The 20,131-nt window shown below is 71.0% G+C and carries 18 protein-coding genes and 2 tRNA genes; 12 read left to right on the top strand and 8 right to left on the bottom strand.

Features of this window, described 5'->3' with window-relative positions; genetic code table 11:
- Positions 1–22 precede the first annotated feature (22 nt).
- The 6 genes from rsmG to rpmH form a co-directional block, all read right to left on the bottom strand.
- Entirely contained in the window at positions 23–685 is a 663-nt protein-coding gene (rsmG, locus tag AB0B41_RS05685) for a 16S rRNA (guanine(527)-N(7))-methyltransferase RsmG (protein ID WP_358199340.1), read from the bottom strand.
- Between the two features lie 110 nt (positions 686–795).
- Positions 796–1,287 carry a R3H domain-containing nucleic acid-binding protein gene (locus AB0B41_RS05680; protein ID WP_358199337.1) on the bottom strand — a complete coding sequence of 164 codons (492 nt, stop codon included), beginning with the start codon at positions 1,285–1,287 and terminating at the stop codon, positions 796–798.
- 136 nt (positions 1,288–1,423) lie between these two features.
- Complete coding sequence (gene yidC, locus AB0B41_RS05675; RefSeq protein WP_358199335.1) at positions 1,424–2,542, bottom strand: membrane protein insertase YidC; 1,119 nt, start codon at positions 2,540–2,542, stop codon at positions 1,424–1,426.
- Positions 2,536–2,871, bottom strand: coding sequence for a membrane protein insertion efficiency factor YidD (yidD, locus tag AB0B41_RS05670; RefSeq protein WP_358199333.1), 336 nt, complete (start codon positions 2,869–2,871; stop codon positions 2,536–2,538). Before yidD ends, yidC begins: the two co-directional genes overlap by 7 nt.
- A complete protein-coding gene (rnpA, locus tag AB0B41_RS05665; RefSeq protein ID WP_358199331.1) occupies positions 2,868–3,245 on the bottom strand; it encodes a ribonuclease P protein component in 378 nt (125 codons plus the stop codon). Before rnpA ends, yidD begins: the two co-directional genes overlap by 4 nt.
- Positions 3,246–3,261: 16 nt before the next feature.
- The gene (rpmH, locus tag AB0B41_RS05660; protein WP_037042106.1) at positions 3,262–3,399 is read right to left on the bottom strand and encodes a 50S ribosomal protein L34; all 138 of its coding nucleotides are present in this window, start codon (positions 3,397–3,399) and stop codon (positions 3,262–3,264) included.
- Positions 3,400–3,963: 564 nt separating this feature from the next.
- Here rpmH and dnaA point away from each other — a divergent pair.
- The 12 genes from dnaA to AB0B41_RS05600 all read left to right on the top strand — a co-directional run bounded on the left by dnaA (position 3,964) and on the right by AB0B41_RS05600 (position 19,037).
- A complete protein-coding gene (dnaA, locus tag AB0B41_RS05655) occupies positions 3,964–5,598 on the top strand; it encodes a chromosomal replication initiator protein DnaA (protein ID WP_358199471.1) in 1,635 nt (544 codons plus the stop codon).
- A 1,314-nt stretch (positions 5,599–6,912) separates the two neighbouring features.
- A complete protein-coding gene (dnaN, locus tag AB0B41_RS05650; protein ID WP_358199328.1) occupies positions 6,913–8,067 on the top strand; it encodes a DNA polymerase III subunit beta in 1,155 nt (384 codons plus the stop codon).
- A 133-nt stretch (positions 8,068–8,200) separates the two neighbouring features.
- Complete coding sequence (gene gnd, locus AB0B41_RS05645; protein ID WP_358199326.1) at positions 8,201–9,148, top strand: phosphogluconate dehydrogenase (NAD(+)-dependent, decarboxylating); 948 nt, start codon at positions 8,201–8,203, stop codon at positions 9,146–9,148.
- A 14-nt stretch (positions 9,149–9,162) separates the two neighbouring features.
- Positions 9,163–10,299 carry a DNA replication/repair protein RecF gene (gene recF, locus AB0B41_RS05640; protein WP_358199324.1) on the top strand — a complete coding sequence of 379 codons (1,137 nt, stop codon included), beginning with the start codon at positions 9,163–9,165 and terminating at the stop codon, positions 10,297–10,299.
- A gap of 60 nt (positions 10,300–10,359) precedes the next feature.
- Positions 10,360–11,043, top strand: coding sequence for a DciA family protein (locus tag AB0B41_RS05635; protein ID WP_358199322.1), 684 nt, complete (start codon positions 10,360–10,362; stop codon positions 11,041–11,043).
- 457 nt (positions 11,044–11,500) lie between these two features.
- Positions 11,501–13,480 (top strand): DNA topoisomerase (ATP-hydrolyzing) subunit B, encoded by a 1,980-nt coding sequence (gyrB, locus tag AB0B41_RS05630; protein ID WP_358199320.1) that lies wholly within the window; start codon positions 11,501–11,503, stop codon positions 13,478–13,480.
- A gap of 51 nt (positions 13,481–13,531) precedes the next feature.
- Complete coding sequence (gyrA, locus tag AB0B41_RS05625; protein ID WP_358199318.1) at positions 13,532–16,048, top strand: DNA gyrase subunit A; 2,517 nt, start codon at positions 13,532–13,534, stop codon at positions 16,046–16,048.
- Positions 16,049–16,523: 475 nt separating this feature from the next.
- Complete coding sequence (locus AB0B41_RS05620; protein ID WP_358199469.1) at positions 16,524–17,168, top strand: DUF3566 domain-containing protein; 645 nt, start codon at positions 16,524–16,526, stop codon at positions 17,166–17,168.
- 119 nt (positions 17,169–17,287) lie between these two features.
- Positions 17,288–17,361: transfer RNA gene (locus AB0B41_RS05615), tRNA-Ile, on the top strand.
- Between the two features lie 32 nt (positions 17,362–17,393).
- Positions 17,394–17,501, top strand: coding sequence for a DLW-39 family protein (locus AB0B41_RS05610; protein ID WP_358199315.1), 108 nt, complete (start codon positions 17,394–17,396; stop codon positions 17,499–17,501).
- Between the two features lie 52 nt (positions 17,502–17,553).
- Positions 17,554–17,629, top strand: a tRNA-Ala gene (locus AB0B41_RS05605).
- A gap of 82 nt (positions 17,630–17,711) precedes the next feature.
- Positions 17,712–19,037 (top strand): tyrosine-type recombinase/integrase, encoded by a 1,326-nt coding sequence (locus AB0B41_RS05600; RefSeq protein WP_358199313.1) that lies wholly within the window; start codon positions 17,712–17,714, stop codon positions 19,035–19,037.
- On the opposite strand, the gene AB0B41_RS05595 is transcribed toward AB0B41_RS05600, so the two are convergent.
- Both AB0B41_RS05595 and AB0B41_RS05590 read right to left on the bottom strand, forming a co-directional pair.
- Positions 19,031–19,645 carry an ImmA/IrrE family metallo-endopeptidase gene (locus AB0B41_RS05595; protein WP_358199311.1) on the bottom strand — a complete coding sequence of 205 codons (615 nt, stop codon included), beginning with the start codon at positions 19,643–19,645 and terminating at the stop codon, positions 19,031–19,033. The genes AB0B41_RS05600 and AB0B41_RS05595 overlap by 7 nt on opposite strands.
- Complete coding sequence (locus tag AB0B41_RS05590; protein WP_358199309.1) at positions 19,614–20,048, bottom strand: helix-turn-helix transcriptional regulator; 435 nt, start codon at positions 20,046–20,048, stop codon at positions 19,614–19,616. Before AB0B41_RS05590 ends, AB0B41_RS05595 begins: the two co-directional genes overlap by 32 nt.
- Positions 20,049–20,131 lie beyond the last annotated feature (83 nt).

Genomic DNA, 20,131 nt, shown 5'->3' with positions numbered 1-20,131 from the left:
CGTGTCACGTGGAACGGCGGGATCACGAGCGCCTCCTCCGCGGCCTGCCGGCGGGCCGGCTCTCCCGTTCGACCGAGACGACGGTGCTCGGCGGGTCGACGACGCCGGCCCCGCACCGCTCGATCACCGGGGTGCCGCCGCCGAGCCTGCGGACCTCGTCGACGTCCCGGGCGATCTCGTCCGGCGCCGAGGCACCCTTCACGGCGAGCAGCCTGCCACCGACCCGGAGCAGGGGGATCGACCAGCCGGCGAGCCGGGCGAGCGGCGCGACGGCACGAGCGGTCACCACGTCCGCCCCCTCCCATCGACGCCGGATCGCATTCTCCTCGGCCCGCCCCCGCTCCACGGTGAGCGACAGGCCCAGATCGTCGATGATCTCGCCGAGCCACTCCACCCGGCGGGCGAGCGGCTCCACGAGCACGATCCGAAGATCCGGGCGAGCCAGCGCCAACGGTATCCCGGGAAGGCCCGCTCCCGAACCCACGTCGACGACCTTCGCGCCGTCCGGCACGAGTTCCGCGACGACGGCACAGTTCAGGACGTGCCGGTCCCACAGGCGGTCGGTCTCGCGCGGGCCGATGAGGCCGCGCTCGACACCGGACGTCGCGAGGTGCTCGACGTACCGGGCGGCGAGGTCGAGGCGGTCGCCGAAGACCTTCTCCGCCGGGGCGGGGGGATGTTCCACGTGAAACCGTCCAGATTCTGGAGGGGCCGGACACGCCCGCGCCCTCCGGTCCGATGCGGACACGGAGGGCGCGGGCGGGTGCTGGGGTGCGGGTCCCGGGGGACCCGGCCTCACTTGTCGCGGAAGACGACGACCTGCCGGCGCGGCTCCTCGCCCTCGCTCTCGCTGGAGACGCCCTTCACCGCGGCGACCGCGTCGTGCACCACCTTGCGCTCGAACGGGGTCATCGGGCGGAGCCGCACCGACTGCCCCGAGTCCTTGACCTCCTGCGCGGTCCGGGTGCCGAGCTCGGTGAGCTCGTCCCGGCGGGTCTGCCGCCAGCCGGCGATGTCCAGCATCAGCCGGCTGCGATTGCCCGACGCCTGCTGCACGGCGAGCCGGGTCAGCTCCTGCAGTGACTCCAGTGCCTGGCCCCGGTCGCCCACGAGCTTCACGAGGTCCTCGCCGCCGTCGATGCTGACGATGGCCCGGCCGGCCTCGACGTCGAGATCGATGTCGCCGTCGTAGTCCAGGATGTCGAGCAGGCGCTCGAGGTAGTCGCCCGCGATGTCACCCTCTTTGATCAGCTGGTCCTCGGACCCGCTTTCCGCGGTCTTCGGCACGTGTGTCTCCTCTCCACGTTGCGCTCGTCCGCTCCGCCCGGGCGGGTCGGACGAGGTGAGCGGGCGGCGTCGCCCGGCCGCCCGCTCGAAGGTCCGTCGAGGTCGGGGTCGCGTCGCCGCGCCCGCCGACCTCGTGTCACCGACGCTTCTTGCCCTTCCGGGCCTGCGTCCGGTTGCCGCCGCCACCGGGGCGCCCGCCCTGGCCGGCCGGCCGGTTCGCCGGCTTCCCGCCCACGGGCTTCGCTCCCGGCTTCGGCTTGTTCACGGGCTTGGCGCCCGGCTTCTTCGCGGGCGCGGCCGACGGGTCGCCGTCGCCGCTGCCGTTGGAGTCGATCTCCACCTCGTCGGCGGGCGCCGCACCGTTCGTGGCCCCGTCGGTCACGCCGCGCACGTCGCGCTGCGGCTTCTGGCCCGGCTTCGGGGCGAGGGAGTTGCGCTGCGCGGTCGCCTGCTCCTTCTTCTCGGCCTCCTCGGCGTCGATCTTCTTGTAGACGACGTACTGCTGGCCGAGGGTCCAGAGGTTGTTCGCGACCCAGTAGAAGAGGATCGCCAGCGGCAGGAACGGGCCACCGACCACGACACCGATCGGGAACACGTACAGCATCAGCTTGTTCATGATCGCGGTCTGCGGGTTCGCCATGGCCGCGGGGTTGGCCGCCTGGCGAGCGACCGAGTGCCGCGCGGTGATGTGCGTGAAGATGCCCGCGAGGATCATCAGCGGGATCATGACGATCAGCTGGCTGGTGAGGTTGCCGCCGAGCTCGGCGAGGGTCGTCGTGGAGTACTGCGTGTTGATGACGGTGGCGCCGAGCTTGGCGCCGAAGAAGGTCGAGTCGACGAACGACCGGACCTCGTCCGCGCCGAAGAAGTAGTTCTCGGTCTTGCCCGGCTTGAACTCGCGCAGGACGTGGAACAGACCGATGAACACCGGGACCTGCACCAGGACCGGCAGACAGCCGCCGAGCGGGTTCGCCCCGTTCTCCGACTGGAGCTTCTGCATCTCCGCGGCGAGCTTCTGCTTGTCGTTGGCGTACTTCTTCCGGAGCTTCTGCATCTCCGGCGCCATCTCCTGCATCTTCCGCATGGAGCGGACCTGCCCGACGAAGGGCTTGTACAGGATGGCGCGCAGGGTGAAGACCAGGAAGATCACCGCGAGCACCCAGGAGATGCCCGAGTCCGCGCCGAACACGTAGCCGAACGCCTTGTGCCAGACCCACATGATGAACGACACGGGGTAGTAGATGAAGTTCAGCACGGCGCTTGCTCCTCGCACTTCTCAGTGCAGTCGGCGGCTCGACGGTCGTCGGGGCGGGCGGGGCGATCGGGTTCCTCGGGCTCCGGGGCCTGTTCCGGGGCCCGGGGTGGTACCGGGTCCACCCCGCCAGGGTGCCACGGGTGGCAGCGCAGCAGCCGTCGCACGGCCAGCCACGTGCCGCGCGCCGCGCCGTGCACCTGCACGGCCTCGAGCGCGTAGACGCTGCAGCTCGGGTAGAAGCGGCAGGTCGGGGGCAGCGCGGGGGAGATCCAGCGCTGGTAGACGCGCACCGCGCCGATCAGGACGCGGGCCAGGGGGGAGGGGCTCACCGGGCGGGCTCCCGGCCCCGCAGCTTCTTCGACGCGGAGCGCAGCGCGGAGTCCAGGTCCGCGCCGAGCTCGGCGGAGGTCGCCGCGGCGGCGGGCGGGAGCGCCCGCACGACGAGCGACGACCCGGTCGGCAGGGTGCCGAGCCGGGTCGCGACGAGATGACGCAACCGCCGGGCCACGCGGTGGCGGACCACCGCGTTCCCGACGGCCTTGCTCACGACGAACCCGGCCCGCGGCGGAGCCTGCGAGGCCGGGTCGGTGGTGGACGCCATGTCCAGATGGACGACGAGCCGGGAGCGACCCGCACGGCGGCCGTGGCGGATCGTCGAGGCGAACTCGTCCCGACGGGTCAGCCGGGCGCCGGCGGGCAGCACTCCGACGGCGCGGGGATCAGGCCGAGAGCTGCGAGCGGCCCTTGCGGCGGCGCGCAGAGATGATCGCGCGCCCGGCGCGCGTGCGCATCCGAAGCCGGAAGCCGTGCGTCTTGGCCCGGCGGCGGTTGTTCGGCTGAAAGGTGCGCTTGCTCACGGTCGACTCTCCCGGTCGACGGCGCCGCGGGGTGCTCGGGCCGTCGGTAGCTTCTGATCTCGGTCGTGCGCGGCGGCAGCGTCTGCTGTGTCGGGGCACGCGGACGTGCCGGCGACGGGCCGCGCCTGCAGACCAGGGTACGCAGCCGCTTCCGAGCGGTGCAAACCACCCCCGCGGCGGCCCCGAGCCCTGTGACGACGAGGGTGCGCTGCGTGATCGCCGCAGGTTGGGACGGGGGCGTCGGACGGGTCCGTACAGGCTCCCGACCTGCGCATCTTGTGACCTCGGGCCGGTCGTTGTTAGCGTGCGGGCTTCGCAGTTCCATCCGGGGGGATCGGGGCTTCTCCGACTGTCACCACGACGGACGCTGCGGGCGCGCGCCCGACAGGAGGGTGGTCGCGGCCCGCCGTACTCCCCTGCGTACGGTCTACGCACATGTGTGGATAAGTCTGGGGATGCCCAGCCCATGCCGACGAGACGACGAACGAGGTCGTGCCCACCGCTCCCCACGGTCGGCACGCGGAGAGGGGCCGAGCGGTGGCCGAACCCGGTGACCTCGCCCAGGTGTGGAGCCTGGTCATCGCCGACCTCGCCGGACCCGCGACGGATCCGGGTTCGCCCGGGCTGTCCGCGCAGCAGCGCGCCTTCCTGCGGCTGACCCGCCCGCTCGGGCTCCTCGACGGCACGGCGCTGCTCGCCGCGCCCAGCGAGTTCGCGAAGGACGCGATCGAGCGGATCCTCCGGCGCCCGATCAGCGACGCCATCGGCCGTCACATGGGCGTGCAGGTGAACCTCGCGGTCGTGGTCGACGCCAACGCCGCCTCGGGCGGGACGGACGTCCCGGACCCGCCGTCGCGCGTGCGGCCCGGCGCCCCGTCGCTCGGCGAGATCGCCGACGGCCGCAGCCCGGTCGCGGCGGCCCCTCTGCCCGGCATGGCGCCCCCTGCACCGCACGGGCCGGACGGCGCGGTGCAGGACGCGCCCACCCCGCCGTCGGGCATCCCGGTGGACCCGGGCGCGGCCGCGGCGCTCCCCGAGCCCGCCGGCGTCGACCACGCCGAGCCGCCTGTCCCCGGCGAAGCCGGCCCGCTGACCCCCGGCCGTCCCGAGGTGTGGCCGACCTACTCGGCCCCGCAGGCGGGCGACCCGGTCGCGCCGCGCTCGCAGACCCGGCTGAACGAGAAGTACACCTTCGACACCTTCGTCATCGGGGCGTCGAACCGCTTCTCGCACGCGGCCGCGGTGGCGGTGGCCGAGGCGCCGGCGCGCGCGTACAACCCGCTCTTCATCTGGGGCGAGTCCGGGCTGGGCAAGACCCACCTGCTCCACGCGGTGGGGCACTACGCGCAGCGGCTCTTCCCGGGGATGCGGGTGCGGTACGTCAGTACCGAGGAGTTCACGAACGACTTCATCAACTCGCTGCGCGACGACCGCAAGGTCGCCTTCCAGCGTCGCTACCGGGACGTCGACGTCCTGCTGGTCGACGACATCCAGTTCCTGGAGGGGAAGGAGGGGACCCAGGAGGAGTTCTTCCACACCTTCAACACCCTCCACAACGCGAACAAGCAGATCGTCGTCTCCTCCGACCGGCCGCCGAAGCGCCTCGAGACCCTCGAGGACCGCATGCGCACGCGGTTCGAGTGGGGCCTGATCACCGACATCCAGCCGCCCGAGCTGGAGACGCGCATCGCGATCCTCCGGAAGAAGGCCGCGCAGGACCGGCTCGCGGTGCCCGGGGACGTCCTGGAGTTCATCGCCGAGCGCATCGAGCGGAACATCCGCGAGCTCGAGGGCGCGCTGATCCGCGTGACGGCCTTCGCCTCGCTCAACCGGCAGCCGGTCGACACCCAGCTCGCCGAGATCGTGCTGCGCGACCTCATCCCCGACTCGGCCGCCTCCGAGATCACCGCGCCGACGATCATGGCGGTCACCGCCGAGTTCTTCGACGTGACGATGGAGGAGCTCTGCGGGCCGGGGAAGACGAAGGCCCTCGCGCAGGCCCGCCAGATCTCCATGTACCTGTGCCGCGAGCTCACCGACCTCTCGCTGCCGCGCATCGGACAGACCTTCGGCGGCCGCGACCACACCACGGTCATGCACGCGGACAAGAAGATCCGCAACGAGATCTCGCTGCGTCGCAAGACCTTCGAGCAGGTGCAGGAGCTCACCGCCCGCATCAAGCAGCGCGCCCGGCACTGACCGTCCGCGGGTGCCGCCTCCACTCGACCGCCGTGTGGATGCGCGACCGATCGACCGCGACGACACCTTCTGCGAGCACCGTCCGGAACCCTCCTCACGCCCGTGTCCGAGCCGGCGTTCGCGAGCGCCGTCCGGGCAGTGCGCCCGACCGTGATCACCGACGCCACGCCCGCCCGAGTCGCGCTCCCGCACCTCCCGACTCGCGGCCCCGCTTCTCCCGACTCGCGGCCCCGCTTCTCCCGACTCGCGGCCCCACGACTCCCGGCTCGGGAGGGCCTCCGAGCAGCCGTGATGCCGAGTTGTCCCCAGCCATCCCCAGCTTCCGGAGCGCCGGACACCACCCGATGGCCCGAGCCGCCCGATCTCGCACCGTCACCGCCTGCGCCGGACCACCTGCACCCACACGGCTCATCGCGAACGGGCCCCAGCGGCCGTCTCAGCGCCTCTCCGCAGCATGCGGAGTGACCGCCACGGAGATCCACTTCCGCTCCGGCGCCTCCCACACCTCCCGGCCGTGATCTCCATCCGGTAGAGATCGAAATCGCCCGCGTGTCGCTCCCGCACTCACCGCTCGTCGTCCGGTAGTGGGCGTTCGGCGCACGGCCGGCCCAGCGGCGCGCTCCCAGCGTGACCGCTCCGCTCACATTCCGTTGCGGAACGTGTGCAGGGCGGGACTTCTGAGGGTGCCGCCCGTCGCCACCGGGTTGCCGCGACGACGCCGACCGGTCGCACAGCGTGGACGCACGGCCACGCTTCACCCACATCTGGGGACAACTCTGTGGATTGTCGTGCCGGAGCCCGTGGACGGACGCCCCGAGAACAGTGGACAACTCCCCGCCGGGACGGGGATGGGCGTCGGACAACCTCGCGAGAACGCCGGCCATCCACGGCCCGCCGCGTCCGTCCCGACTCGGTCCCGAGGCTCGGTCCCCAGGACGCCGCACCGCGCGACCTGCGACGACGTCGCCCATCCACACTGTGCACAGGACCTGTCTCTGCTTCTGGAGTTCTCTCTTCGAAGAACTACAAGAGAAAGAAGGGGGTGGATGGAGGACACGGACGGGGCACGAGCGGATCTCCGCCCACCGCTCGCCGGACGGCGACCGGGCGACGTGACACCCGGCCGCGGGAGGCTCTACGGTGAGTCGGCCGATCCCGGACCGCCGGGTCGTCGGCGGGATCCCCGGGGGAGCCGTTCGCGGCCCAGCCGCCGGACCCGTCGGGGACCCACCTCGTCCGGGCTCCTCACAGCCCGTCCCGTGTGCCCGCCTCCTGGTCACACCCAGTGACCACCGGTGAAAGGTCTCCCTCGCCATGAAGTTCCGGGTCGAACGCGACGTCCTCGCCGACGCTGCCGCCTGGGTGGCACGCAGCCTGCCCGCGCGGCCGCCGGTTCCGGTCCTGGGCGGTGTCCTGATCGACGCCGCCTCGGGGGAGGGCGGCGACCGGCTCACCGTCTCCGGGTTCGACTACGAGACCTCGGCCCGCGTGGAGCTCGACGCGACGATCGGCGACCCGGGCCAGGTGCTCGTCTCCGGCCGGCTGCTCGCGGACATCACCCGCGCCCTGCCGAACAAGCCGGTCGACCTCGTGGTCGACGGCGCCCGGGCCACGATCAACTGCGGGAACAGCCGGTTCTCGCTGCCGATCATGCCGGTGGAGGACTACCCGCAGCTGCCGGCGATGCCGCAGCGCGCCGGCACGGTCGACGCCGCCGAGCTGGCCGGGGCGGTCGCCCAGGTCGCCGTCGCCGCGGGCCGGGACGACACGCTGCCGATGCTCACCGGCGTCCGGCTCGAGATCGAGGGCTCGCGGCTGACCCTGGCGGCGACCGACCGGTTCCGCCTCGCGGTCCGCGAGCTCGACTGGCAGCCCGAGGACTCCGGCGTCTCCACCGCCGTGCTCATCCCGGCGAAGACCCTCTCGGACGTCGCGAAGACGCTGGCCGGCACCGGCACCGTCGAGATCGCGCTCTCCGCGGGCGACGGCATGCTCGGCCTCACCGGCGGCGGCCGCCGCGCCACCACGCGGCTGCTCGACGCCGAGTTCCCGCGCTTCCGCCAGCTGATCCCGGCCGAGCACACCACGGCGGCCGAGCTCGAGGTCGCGGCGCTCGTCGAGGCGATCAAGCGCGTCTCGCTGGTCGCGGACCGGGTCGCGCAGATCCGGCTGGAGTTCGGCGAGGAGGGGCTGCGGCTCGCGGCCGGCGGTGAGGACGTCGGCAGCGCCGAGGAGGAGCTGCCGTGCGCGCTCGACGGCTCCGCGCTGACCATCGCGTTCAACCCCGGCTACCTGCTCGACTCGCTGGGCGCGCTGCACACCGAGAAGGCGCAGCTCACCTTCACCACGCCGAACCGGCCCGCCCTGGTGCGCCCGGTCGTCCCGCCGGCCGACGGCGAGGACGCGGGCGACGTACCCGGCGATCCGGGGTACCTCCACCTGCTGATGCCGGTCCGCCTGCCGGGCTGAGCGGAGCCCGCGGAGCGACTGTCAGCGCGTGAGCGGAGCGCGCTCCGACTGATCGTCGCGCCGTCCGATGCGGCACGATGGGTCCCGGCGCCGGCCGGCGCGGGACCCTCGAGCGAGCTGTAGGGAGCGGGACGTGCAACTCGGACTGATCGGCCTGGGCCGCATGGGCGGGAACATGCGGGACCGGGTGCGCGCGGCGGGTCACGAGGTCGTCGGGTTCGACCCGCGGCCCGAGGTGACCGACGTGCCGTCGCTCGAGGACCTCGCGAAGGCGCTCTCCGCGCCGCGGGTGGTCTGGGTGATGGTGCCCTCCGGCGAGCCGACCCGCTCCACGGTTCGCGCGCTGGCTGACATCCTCGAACCCGGCGACCTGGTGATCGACGGCGGCAACTCCCGCTACACCGACGACGCCCCGAACGCGGAGCTGTTGCACGGCAAGGGGATCGGCTACGTCGACTGCGGCGTGTCCGGCGGCATCTGGGGCAAGGACAACGGCTACGGCCTGATGGCGGGCGGCGCCCCGGAGCACATCGAGCTCGCCATGCCGATCTTCGACGCGCTGCGCCCGGAGGGCCCGCGCGAGGAGGGCTTCGCCCACGCCGGCCCGGTCGGCGCCGGCCACTTCTCGAAGATGGTGCACAACGGCATCGAGTACGGCCTGATGCAGGCCTACGCCGAGGGCTTCGAGCTCATGGAGGCCTCGCCGCTGGTCGAGGACGTGCCCGGGGTGATCCAGGCGTGGTCGCGCGGCACCGTCGTCCGGTCCTGGCTGCTGGACCTGCTGGTCAACGCGCTGCGCGACGACCCGCACCTGGCCGACCTCGAGGGCTACGTCGACGACTCCGGCGAGGGCCGGTGGACGATCGAGGAGGCCATCCAGCACGCCGTCCCGCTGCCGGTGATCTCCGCGGCGCTGTTCGCGCGCTTCGCCTCCCGGCAGGACGAGTCGCCCGCGATGAAGGCCGTCGCGGCGCTGCGCAACCAGTTCGGCGGGCACGCGGTGAAGAAGGCCGCCGGACCGGCCGGCGCCCCCGGGGACGTCGCGGGACCCAGCTCGGGCACCGGCTCCACCCACGGCTGAGGTAGACCTACGAGGTGCATCTCCGTCGGCTCGCCGTCGAGGACTTCCGCTCCTGGGAACGCGCGGAGCTCCTCCTGGAACCGGGCGTCACCGTCCTGGTCGGGTCGAACGGCGTCGGCAAGACGAACCTGGTCGAGGCGATCGGGTACCTCGCCACGCTCGGCTCGCACCGGGTCGCCACCGATGCGCCGCTGATCCGGCGCGGCGCCCAGCGCGCCATCGTCCGCGGCCAGGTCGTGCACCAGGGCCGCGAGCTGAACGTCGAGCTGGAGATCACCGCCGGGAAGGCCAACCGGGCGCGGGTCAACCGCGCGCCGGTGGCGCGGCCGCGCGAGATCCTCGGCATCCTGCGCAGCGTCCTGTTCGCGCCGGAGGACCTCGCCCTCGTCCGCGGCGACCCCGGCGAGCGCCGGCGGTTCCTCGACGAGCTGCTCGTGGCGCGCTACCCGCGCTACGCCGGCGTGCGCAGCGACTACGAGCGCGTGCTCCGGCAGCGGTCCGCCCTGCTGAAGACCGCACGCAACCGCCACGCCGACCTCTCCACGCTCGAGGTGTGGGACGGGCACCTCGCCCGGCACGGCGCCGCGCTGCTGGCCGGCCGGCTGGACCTGGTCGAGGGCATCGCGCCGCACGCCGAGAAGGCCTTCGCCGAGGTGGCGCCGTCGTCGGACCCGCTGACGCTGGTTTACCGGTGCTCGATCCCCGGCGAGCTGCCCCCCTCGCCGCAGGAACTGGAGGCGCTCCTCCTCGACGAGCTGGCGCAGGTGCGCCGGCAGGAGATCGAGCGCGGGGTGTGCCTGGTCGGCCCGCACCGCGACGACCTGCTGCTCAACCTCGGCGAGGGCCCGGCCAAGGGATACGCGAGCCACGGCGAGTCGTGGGCGATCGCCCTCGCGCTGCGGCTGGCCTCCTACCGCCTGCTGAAGGCCGACGACGTCGAGCCCGTCCTCATTCTCGACGACGTGTTCGCCGAGCTGGACGCGCAGCGGCGGCGCGCGTTGTCCGCGGTCGCCGCTGAGGCGGAACAGGTCGTCGTGACGGCGGCGGTCGCGGAGGACGTCCCGGCGGAGCTGCTGGGGACGCGCTTTGCGGTGGGCGGTGGATCGGCGGTACGGGTCGAACCGGACACACGACCGCCGAACACCACCTGACGTGCGACGGAACGGAAGACGTCGAGCGTCCCCCGGACGGGCGCTCCTGGGGACAAGGTTGTGGATACTGTGGATAACTCCCGCTCCTCTCGTGACTCCCGTCACAAGACACCGCCCGCCGCGGCCGATCGACCGTCGGACCGTCCGGTAACCCACAACCCTGTCCACACCCCTGGGGACGAAACCGCTCGTACCGCTCGGCGCGAGGGGGAGGAACCGGTCGGCGACGGTGGGCGGCGCGGCGCCGACCTCGCCCGGGACGCGCTCGCGGCGGCCCGGGAGGCCAACGCCCAGAAGCGGCAGGAGCGGGAGGCCGAGCAGCGCGGCGGGCGACCGAAGGGCTTCGGCCGGGGTCGCCGCCGGCGCTGGTCCGGCCCCGGGCCGGACAACCGCGACCCGCAGCCGTTCGGCCGGGTGGTGTCCCGGGTGGCGATGGACCGCGGCTGGTCCTCGCGGCTGACCGACGCGACGGTGCTGGGCCGCTGGCACACGCTCGTCGGCCCGGACATCGCCGACCACTGCACGCCGGTCTCGCTGCGGGACGGCGAGCTGACCCTGCAGGCGGAGTCGACCGCCTGGGCCACGCAGCTGCGGACGTTGCAGCGCCAGCTGCTGCAGCGGCTCGCCGGGGCGGTGGGGCCGGACGTCGTGCGCCGGATCCGCGTGGTCGGCCCGAGCGGGCCGAGCTGGCGGCACGGTCCCCGCCACGTCCGCGGCCGCGGCCCCAGGGACACGTACGGCTGATACTGCGAGGGAGTGCTGGACCCGGGCGGCCATCCGGGGGCCGTCGGAGGCGGAGCCCCGACTGTCGGGACACGTACGGCTGACCCGCCCCGACGCACTCCTCGACCAGCACGAACGGCGCTCGCGCTCACGAGGACGGGGCGAAGGTGCCGTTCGGTCGTCCCGGCGGTGACGGGACGGGGACGACCGTTCGCGTCCGCCAGAGGCCCACTCAGCGCCACATGACGCCGCAGCAGCGCCGTCCGACCCCCGTTCCCGCCGTCCGGACCCGTTTCGGCCCACGATCGCGCCGCTGTGACGATTCTGGACGTGTCCTAGCCGCGTTCCTGTCGGGCCGGACCGGTAGAATCATCAGTAGTGCCGTGCGGGTCCCCGTGCCCCGCCCGGTCCTCGCCGGTACCGGCGCGTGTCCCGCGCGTCCCCGGGCCGGCTCTCGTGGCGAGGAGACCAACAGCCCGTGGCGGAGAAGAAGAGCGGCTACAGCGCGTCGTCGATCACGGTCCTCGAGGGCCTGGAGGCCGTCCGCAAGCGCCCCGGCATGTACATCGGCTCCACCGGCGAGCGCGGTCTGCACCACCTCATCTGGGAGGTCGTGGACAACGCGGTCGACGAGGCGATGGCCGGGTACGCGACGCGTGTCGAGGTGACCCTGACCGCCGACGGCGGCGTCCGGGTGGTGGACGACGGCCGCGGCATCCCGGTCGACATGCACCCGGTGGAGAAGAAGCCGGCCGTCGAGGTCGTGCTCACCGTGCTGCACGCGGGCGGCAAGTTCGACGGCAAGTCCTACGCGGTGTCCGGCGGCCTGCACGGTGTCGGCGTTTCCGTCGTGAACGCGCTGTCCAGCCGGCTCGACGTCGAGATCCACGTCAGCGGCCACGTCTGGACCCAGCGCTACGACCACTCCGTGCCCGGGGTGCTGCACAAGGGCGAGGCCACGAAGCGCACCGGCACCTCGATCACCTTCTGGGCCGACCCCTCGATCTTCGAGACCACGACCTACAACCTCGAGACCATCCAGCGCCGGCTGCAGGAGATGGCGTTCCTCAACAAGGGGCTGACCATCGTCCTGCGCGACGAGCGCAACGGGGACTCGGAGGAGGCCGAGGAGCCCGACGCCGAGGGCTTCGTGGCCAAGGTGAAGGAGCAGGTCTTCCACTACCCGGGCGGCCTCGAGGACTTCGTCGCGCACCTCAACAAGAGCAAGGACCCGATCCACCGGAAGGTCATCGGCTACACCGGCGAGGGCCCCGGGCACCAGATCGAGGTCGCGATGCAGTGGAACTCGGGCTACTCCGAGTCCGTCTACACGTTCGCGAACACGATCAACACGCACGAGGGCGGCACCCACGAGGAGGGCTTCCGCTCGGCGCTGACCACCACGGTCAACCGGTACGCGCGGGACAAGAAGCTGCTCAAGGAGAAGGACCCGGCGCTCTCCGGGGACGACATCCGCGAGGGCCTCGCCGCGATCGTGTCGGTCAAGGTCGCCGAGCCGCAGTTCGAGGGCCAGACCAAGACCAAGCTCGGCAACACCGAGGTCAAGTCGTTCGTGCAGAAGATCAGCAACGAGTGGCTGGCGGACTGGTTCGAGCGCAACCCGGCCGAGGCCAAGATCATCGTGAACAAGGCGGTGTCCTCGGCGCAGGCCCGGATGGCGGCCCGCAAGGCCCGCGAGCTGGTCCGGCGCAAGAGTGCGGGCGACATCGGCGGCCTGCCGGGCAAGCTGGCGGACTGCCGCTCCACCGACCCGACGAAGTCCGAGGTCTACATCGTGGAGGGCGACTCCGCGGGCGGCTCGGCCAAGTCCGGCCGGGACTCGATGTACCAGGCGATCCTGCCGATCCGGGGCAAGATCATCAACGTCGAGAAGGCCCGGATCGACCGCGTCCTCAAGAACACCGAGGTCCAGTCCATCATCACGGCGCTGGGCACCGGCATCCACGAGGAGTTCGACCTCGCGAAGCTGCGGTACCACAAGATCGTGCTGATGGCCGACGCGGACGTCGACGGCCAGCACATCCGCACGCTGCTGCTCACGCTGCTGTTCCGCTTCATGCGTCCGCTGGTCGAGGCCGGTCACGTCTTCCTGGCGAACCCGCCGCTCTACAAGATCAAGTGGTCCGGCCGTGGCTCCGAGCCCGAGTTCGCCTACTCCGACGCGGAGCGGGACGGGCTGATCGCCGCCGGCCGCGAGGCCGGCAAGAAGCTGCCCAAGGACGAGGGCGTGCAGCGGTACAAGGGCCTCGGTGAGATGAACGCCAAGGAGCTCTGGGAGACGACCATGGACCCGGCGCACCGGATGCTCTCCCGCGTCACCCTCGACGACGCCGCCACGGCGGACGAGCTGTTCTCCGTCCTGATGGGCGAGGACGTGGAGTCGCGGCGTTCCTTCATCACCCGCAACGCGAAGGACGTGCGGTTCCTGGACGTCTAGAACAGACGACCGTTCTAGACGTACGTACGGATCGCACGTGAGAGAAGGACGATGACCGACACCCTGGACCCCACGCTCCCACCGACCGGGCCCGCCGAGGGCGGCGGCGGCGACCGGATCGAGCCGGTCGACATCCAGCACGAGATGCAGCGCTCGTACATCGACTACGCGATGAGCGTGATCGTCGGACGCGCGCTGCCGCTGGTCGAGGACGGCCTCAAGCCGGTGCACCGGCGCGTCCTCTACTCGATGGGGGAGAACGGCTTCCGGCCGGACCGCTCCTACGTCAAGTGCGCCCGCGTCGTCGGCGAGGTGATGGGTAACTACCACCCGCACGGCGACTCGGCGATCTACGACGCGCTCGTCCGGCTGGCCCAGCCGTGGTCGATGCGCTACCCGCTGATCGACGGGCAGGGCAACTTCGGCTCGCGGGGCAACGACCCCGCGGCGGCCATGCGGTACACGGAGTGCCGCCTCTCGCCGCTCGCCCTCGCGATGTTGCAGGACATCAACGAGGACACCGTCGACCTGATCGACAACTACGACGGCAAGACGCAGGAGCCCGTCGTCCTGCCGTCGCGGGTGCCCAACCTGCTGATCAACGGCTCCGTCGGCATCGCCGTCGGCATGGCCACGAACATCCCGCCGCACAACCTGCGCGAGGTCGGCGAGGGCGTCGTCTGGGCCCTGGACAACCACGAGGCCTCGGACGAGGAGCTCCTCGACGCGCTCATGGCCCGGATCAAGGGCCCGGACTTCCCGACGGCCGGCCTGATCGTGGGGCGGGACGGCATCGAGTCCGCTTACCGCACGGGCCGTGGCTCGGTCCGGATGCGCGCGGTCGTCGAGGTCGAGGAGGACGCCAAGGGGCGCACCACCCTCGTCGTCACCGAGCTGCCGTACCAGGTCAACCCGGACAACCTCGTCGAGTCGATCGCCTCGATGATCCGGGACGGCAAGCTCACCGGGATCTCCGAGATCAACGACGAGTCGTCCGACCGTGTCGGCATGCGGATCGTCTTCACGCTGAAGCGCGACGCCGTGGCCAAGGTCGTGCTCAACAACCTCTACAAGCACAGCCAGCTGCAGTACAGCTTCGGCGTCAACATGCTGGCGATCGTCGACGGCGTGCCCCGCACGCTGCGGCTGGACCAGGTCGTCCGGAACTACATCCGGCACCAGATCGAGGTCATCGTCCGGCGCACCCGCTACCGGCTGCGCAAGGCCGAGGAGCGGGCCCACATCCTGCGTGGTCTGGTCAAGGCGCTCGACGCGCTCGACGAGGTCATCGCGCTGATCCGGGCGTCGGAGACGGTCGACGTGGCGCGGCAGGGCCTCATCGAGTTGCTCGAGGTCGACGAGATCCAGGCCCAGGCGATCCTGGACATGCAGCTGCGCCGCCTGGCGGCCCTGGAGCGGCAGAAGATCGTCGACGAGCTGGCCGAGATCGAGCTCGAGATCGCCGACTACGAGGACATCCTGGCCCGGCCCGAGCGGCAGCGGCAGATCGTCCGCGACGAGCTCATGGAGATCGTCGACAAGCACGGCGACGAGCGGCGCACCCGCCTCGTCGCCGACGACGGCGACGTCACCAACGAGGATCTCATCGCCGTCGAGGACGTGGTCGTCACGATCACCGAGACCGGCTACGCGAAGCGCACCAAGACCGACCTGTACCGGGCGCAGAAGCGCGGCGGCAAGGGAGTGCAGGGTGCCACGCTGAAGCAGGACGACATCGTCGCCCACTTCTTCGTGTGCTCCACGCACGACTGGATGCTGTTCTTCACGAACAAGGGCCGCGTGTACCGGCTCAAGGCCTACGAGCTGCCCGAGGCGAACCGCAACGCCCGCGGCCAGCACGTCGCCAACCTGCTGGCCTTCCAGCCGGACGAGCACATCGCCCAGGTCATGCAGATCAAGGACTACCAGGCGGCCCCGTATCTCGTCTTGGCGACGAGAAACGGGCTGGTGAAGAAGTCCCGCCTCGAGGACTTCGACTCCAACCGCTCCGGCGGCCTGATCGGCATCAACCTGCGGGACGAGGACGAGCTGATCGGCGCGGTGCTCTGCGCCGCGGACGACGACCTGCTGCTCGTCTCGGCCGAGGGCCAGTCGATCCGGTTCACCGCCAGCGACGAGGTGCTGCGCCCGATGGGCCGCGCCACGTCCGGCGTGCTGGGCATGCGCTTCAACGACGGGGACCGGCTGCTGTCGATCGGCGTGGTCCAGCCGGACCGCTTCGTCCTGGTCGCCACCGCCGGCGGGTACGCGAAGCGCACCCCGATCGAGGACTACCCGGTCCAGGGCCGCGGCGGCAAGGGAGTGTTGACCCTCCAGTACGACCGCCGGCGTGGCACGCTGGTCGGCGCGCTCATCGTCGGGATCGACGACGAGCTGTACGCGATCACGTCGACCGGCGGCGTCATCCGGACCTCGGCCCGCGAGGTGCGGAAGGCCGGCCGGCAGACGAAGGGGGTGCGCCTCATGAACCTCGGCGAGAACGCCACGCTGCTGGCGGTCGCGCGCAACGCGGAGGACGATGCGGACGCCCCCGAGGTGACCGGCTGAGGCCGGCCCACCGGGTGACGCCGTTGTCCCGCAGGTTGTCCTGCACGCCGACCGACGAGGAGTGCTCCACCTCGTGAGCGAGAACGAACAGCCGGCGACGCCGCCGGGCGCCAAGGACGAGGGGCGGGTCGCCACGGACAGCCCCGACTCGCCCCAGCTGCCCGCCGACGGGGCCGCGGCGGCTCCGGCCGAGGCCGACACGGCCGAGGACCGGACCACTCCCGCGGCCGCGGAGGCCGGGTCGGTCGGGAACGGGACCGTGGGTTCCGCGACCTCGACCAACGGGTCGTCGTCCAACGGGTCCGGGTCGTCCGCGGCCACCGCGGCGGAGCCGGGCCCTGCCGACGGCACCTCGGCCCGGCCGGTCCCGAGCCCGCGCCCCGAGGGCGCATCGGGCTCGGCGGCGAACCTCGCCGCCTCGGGGTCCGAGGCCGCGACGGGGGCGGGGGAGACCCAGGAGGTCCACCCAGGCACGGTGCCGACGCCTCCGCCGTGGCGGCGGGCGCAGGGCGACGACGGTCCCGATGCCGCCGAGACGGTGCGCACACCCCGTCCGGCCCCGCAGCGCTCGCCCGCGGTGGACTCGCTGCTCAGCGAGGCGCCCACGGCCTACATCGACCGGGGCGGGTCGTCCGGCGCCGACGGGGCCGCGGCAGCCGCGGGTGCCGCTGCCGCGGCCGGGACCGGGACCGCGACGCTGCCGGGCGGGTCCCAGGCCGAGGTGCACGCCGAGGTGCCGAACGTGGCCGGCCGGGCCCCGCGGCAGGCGCTGCTGCAGGTCAAGCGGTTCGACCCGTGGTCGGTGCTGAAGCTGGCGCTGGTCCTGGCCGTGGTGCTGTTCTTCATCTGGCTCGTGGCGGTCGGCGTGCTGTACGGCGTGCTCGACGGCATGGGCGTCTGGGACCGGCTCAACGGCACCTACGCCGACCTGGTCTCCGGCGGCGGCGAGGGCGGCGGCGGCTCGCTCATCAGCGCCGGCAGCGTCTTCGGCTTCGCCGCGATCATCGGCGCGATCAACAGCCTGCTGTTCGCGGTGGCCCTCACCGTGGGCGCGTTCGTCTACAACGTCTCCGCCGACCTCGTCGGTGGGATCGAGGTCACGCTCTCCGAGCGTGACTGAGGTCCGGCCCGTGGCGGCCCCGCAACGGCCCACCGACCTGCGGATTCGCCTCCCGCCCCGGTTCGAGGGGCCGGTGCGGGAGGCCGGCGGGGGCTCATGTACAGTCGTTCCTGCCGCAGGGGCCTATAGCTCAGTTGGTTAGAGCGCATCGCTGATAACGATGAGGTCGCTGGTTCAAATCCAGCTAGGCCCACTCCTCTGGCACCGGCTCCGAAGGTGATCGACGTGAAGAAGATCCTCGCTCTCGTCGCCGCAGCCGGCGCCGCGATCCTGGTCCTCCTCAAGGTCAAGAGCCGTCCCGGCGAGGACCCCTGGCACGAAGCCACGAAGTAGCACGAAGCAGAAGGCCTGCACCTCGGGCCGCACGCGGTAGCGTGGGCCCCTCGGGGACGTAGCTCAATTGGCAGAGCACCGCCTTTGCAAGGCGGGGGTTAGGGGTTCGATTCCCCTCGTCTCCACCACATCTGACCAGCATCTTTGCTGGTTTCAAGATCGCTAGACCACCTCGATGGCAATGACAGTGGCAATGACTAGCGTCGCTGCGTGGCCAAGAACCCGCCGAAGCCCCGCACCGAGGGGATGATCCGGCGCCGCAAGAACTCGTTCCAGGCGATCCTCTACGCCGGTACGGACCCGGTGACCGGACGGCAGCTCTACCTGCGCGGATCTAGCACCGATGAGGCCGAGGCCAAGAGGATCCTGCGCAAGTTCAAGGCCCAGGTGGCCGAGCAGCGCCACGCCAAGACCCGCGCCTCGCTCCGCACGACGATCGAGGCCTGGCTCGAGACGCACGAGCTCGAAGAGTCGACTTACGAGAACTACGTCGGCTACGCGGAGCGCCACATCTACCCAGTGCTCGGCGACGAGCCGCTCGGCAAGGTGACCACGCACGTCCTGGAGCGCCTGTACGCCGAGCTCCGTCGCTGCGGCTCACGCTGCGCTGGCCGCCCGTTCGTCGAGCACCGGGTCGAGGGGCTGCACGAGTGCCGCGAGGTCCGGCACAAGCGCCCTCCGGGCCGCGCGCCGGCCGCTGGCTACCCGCCCCACGACTGCGTCGAGAAGGGCTGCAAGGTCGTCGAGTGCAAGCCGCACGTCTGCAAGCCGCTCGCGGCCGCCTCCATCCGCAAGATTCACTTCCTGATCCGTGGAGCGATGACCGCGGCCCAGCGGTGGGGCTGGATCACCTCCAACCCGGCCGAGCTCGCCCGCATCCCGCGCCTCCCGGCCCCAGACCCTCAGCCGCCCACAACGGCCGAGGCAGCCGCACTGGTGGCTGCTGCGTGGGAGGAGGACGAGGACTGGGGCACGCTCGTGTGGGTCGCGATGGTGACCGGCATGCGTCGAGCCGAACTCCTCGCCCTCCGCTGGTCGGACATCGACCTGGAGAACGGTGTGATCCACGTCCGCCGCAACCACGTGCGGGTCACGGGGAAGAACATCGAGAAGGACACGAAGACCCACCGCGCCCGCCGCGTGGCGGTCGACGAGGCGACGGTCGAGGTCCTCACCGAGCACCGCCAGCGTTACGAGCAGCGGTGCGCCGAGTGCCGCGTGCGCCCGCTTCGGACCGCCTACCTCTTCTCCTACTCGCCGACCAACGACCAGCCCTGCAATCCGAGCGGCGTCACGCACCGGTACGGCCGCATGTGCACGCGGCTCAACATCGACAGCCATCTCCACGCCCTGCGGCATTACTCCGCTACCGAGCTGCTCTCGGCTGGCATCGATCTGCGTACTGTTGCCGGCCGGCTCGGACACGGGGGTGGCGGAGCAACGACCCTACGGGTCTACGCCGCCTGGGCACATGAAGCCGACCGTCGTGCTGCGGATGTTATCGGCGGAAGAATTCGGCGGGCCGAGCTCTACTGACGGCCCTGCTTTTCTAGTGCGCGCTGAGCATATTTCCGCGCGCCCGCCATCTGCATCTGGGCGAATTGAGTGCTGACTCCAAAGCGAGCGGCGACCTCCTCATTTGTGAGACCCCGAAATGCAGCTTTTCTGGCTGCTATTTGAGGGATTAGGAGCTCGCCTGATAGGAACTTGGCCTGGTTCTCCTTCTGCTTGTCAAAGTTGCGACACTGCTTCTCCTCGCTTAGGAGTGTAGTGTCGAACTCGTGCTCTAAGAAAAAGTGTGACAACTCGTGAGCGATCGAGGAGGATCGGCGCTCAGCTGTATGCGCTGTGTTCTCGATGATGATCCGGAACCGACCGGCGGGGATGAGGGCGGCAGACCAGAGCGCGCTGCCCGACGTGCTGAAGTGCTGTACAGCCCGACTTGACAGTGGAGACGACGCCAGGCTGTCCATGCCGTAAACAGGGATACCGTGGTGCTCTGCAAGTTCGAACGGGTTCAGCGCTACGAAAGGCGACAAACCTAGATCCTCGCGTTCTTCAGACGCTAGATCGATCATCTTCTTCTGGGTCCAGCGCTCGCCCATATCGAGGTCAGGTCTCCGTCTCTTGTCGGTCAGCTGCAAACCGCCGAACAGCTGACTCTATGAGAGCCTCCAGTAGCTCAATGTCAGGCCTTGACAAGTCTTTTCGTGCGCGAAGTAGCGGAGCGATCTCAGCTACGAGCTCTGGCTCGTTCTTGCTGGCTGGACTGTTACTCTCGTCGCCAACGATGAATCTTTCCGCGGGCATTCCCAGCCAGGAGACCATCTTGGCGAACGCGTTGACATCTGGATTTTGTCCCTGAGCCATTCGGGACATGGTGGATGCACTCACGCCGATCGCTCTCGAGAGTTCACGCCAAGAGGTATCCTTCATCTCCCTGGCCTTGTTCAGAGCGCCGTATAGCGCGTCCACATCGATGTGTTCATTAGCCATGGCATGCCTTTGTTTGGGGTGGTGTTCCGAGTCTGCCGCACCGCTGGACATCTCGAAAGGTCCGTGTTAGCTTCGTCCCTGTTCGAGATCAGCCGCAGCGCGGCGGACGACGGACGCCGCCCGAGAGCGAGGTC

The organism is Pseudonocardia sp. NPDC049154 (assembly GCF_040648315.1).
GTDB lineage: Bacteria > Actinomycetota > Actinomycetes > Mycobacteriales > Pseudonocardiaceae > Pseudonocardia.
The sequence above is the reverse complement of the archived record's forward strand: the minus strand, read 5'-3'. Positions and strand labels throughout refer to the sequence as shown.

Coding starts and splice junctions, on each gene's coding strand:
- dnaN (WP_358199328.1), top strand. CDS start 6,913: ATGAAGTTCCGGGTCGAACGCGACGTCCTCGCCGACGCTGCCGCCTGG.
- gyrA (WP_358199318.1), top strand. CDS start 13,532: ATGACCGACACCCTGGACCCCACGCTCCCACCGACCGGGCCCGCCGAG.
- AB0B41_RS05590 (WP_358199309.1), bottom strand. CDS start 20,048: ATGTCCAGCGGTGCGGCAGACTCGGAACACCACCCCAAACAAAGGCAT.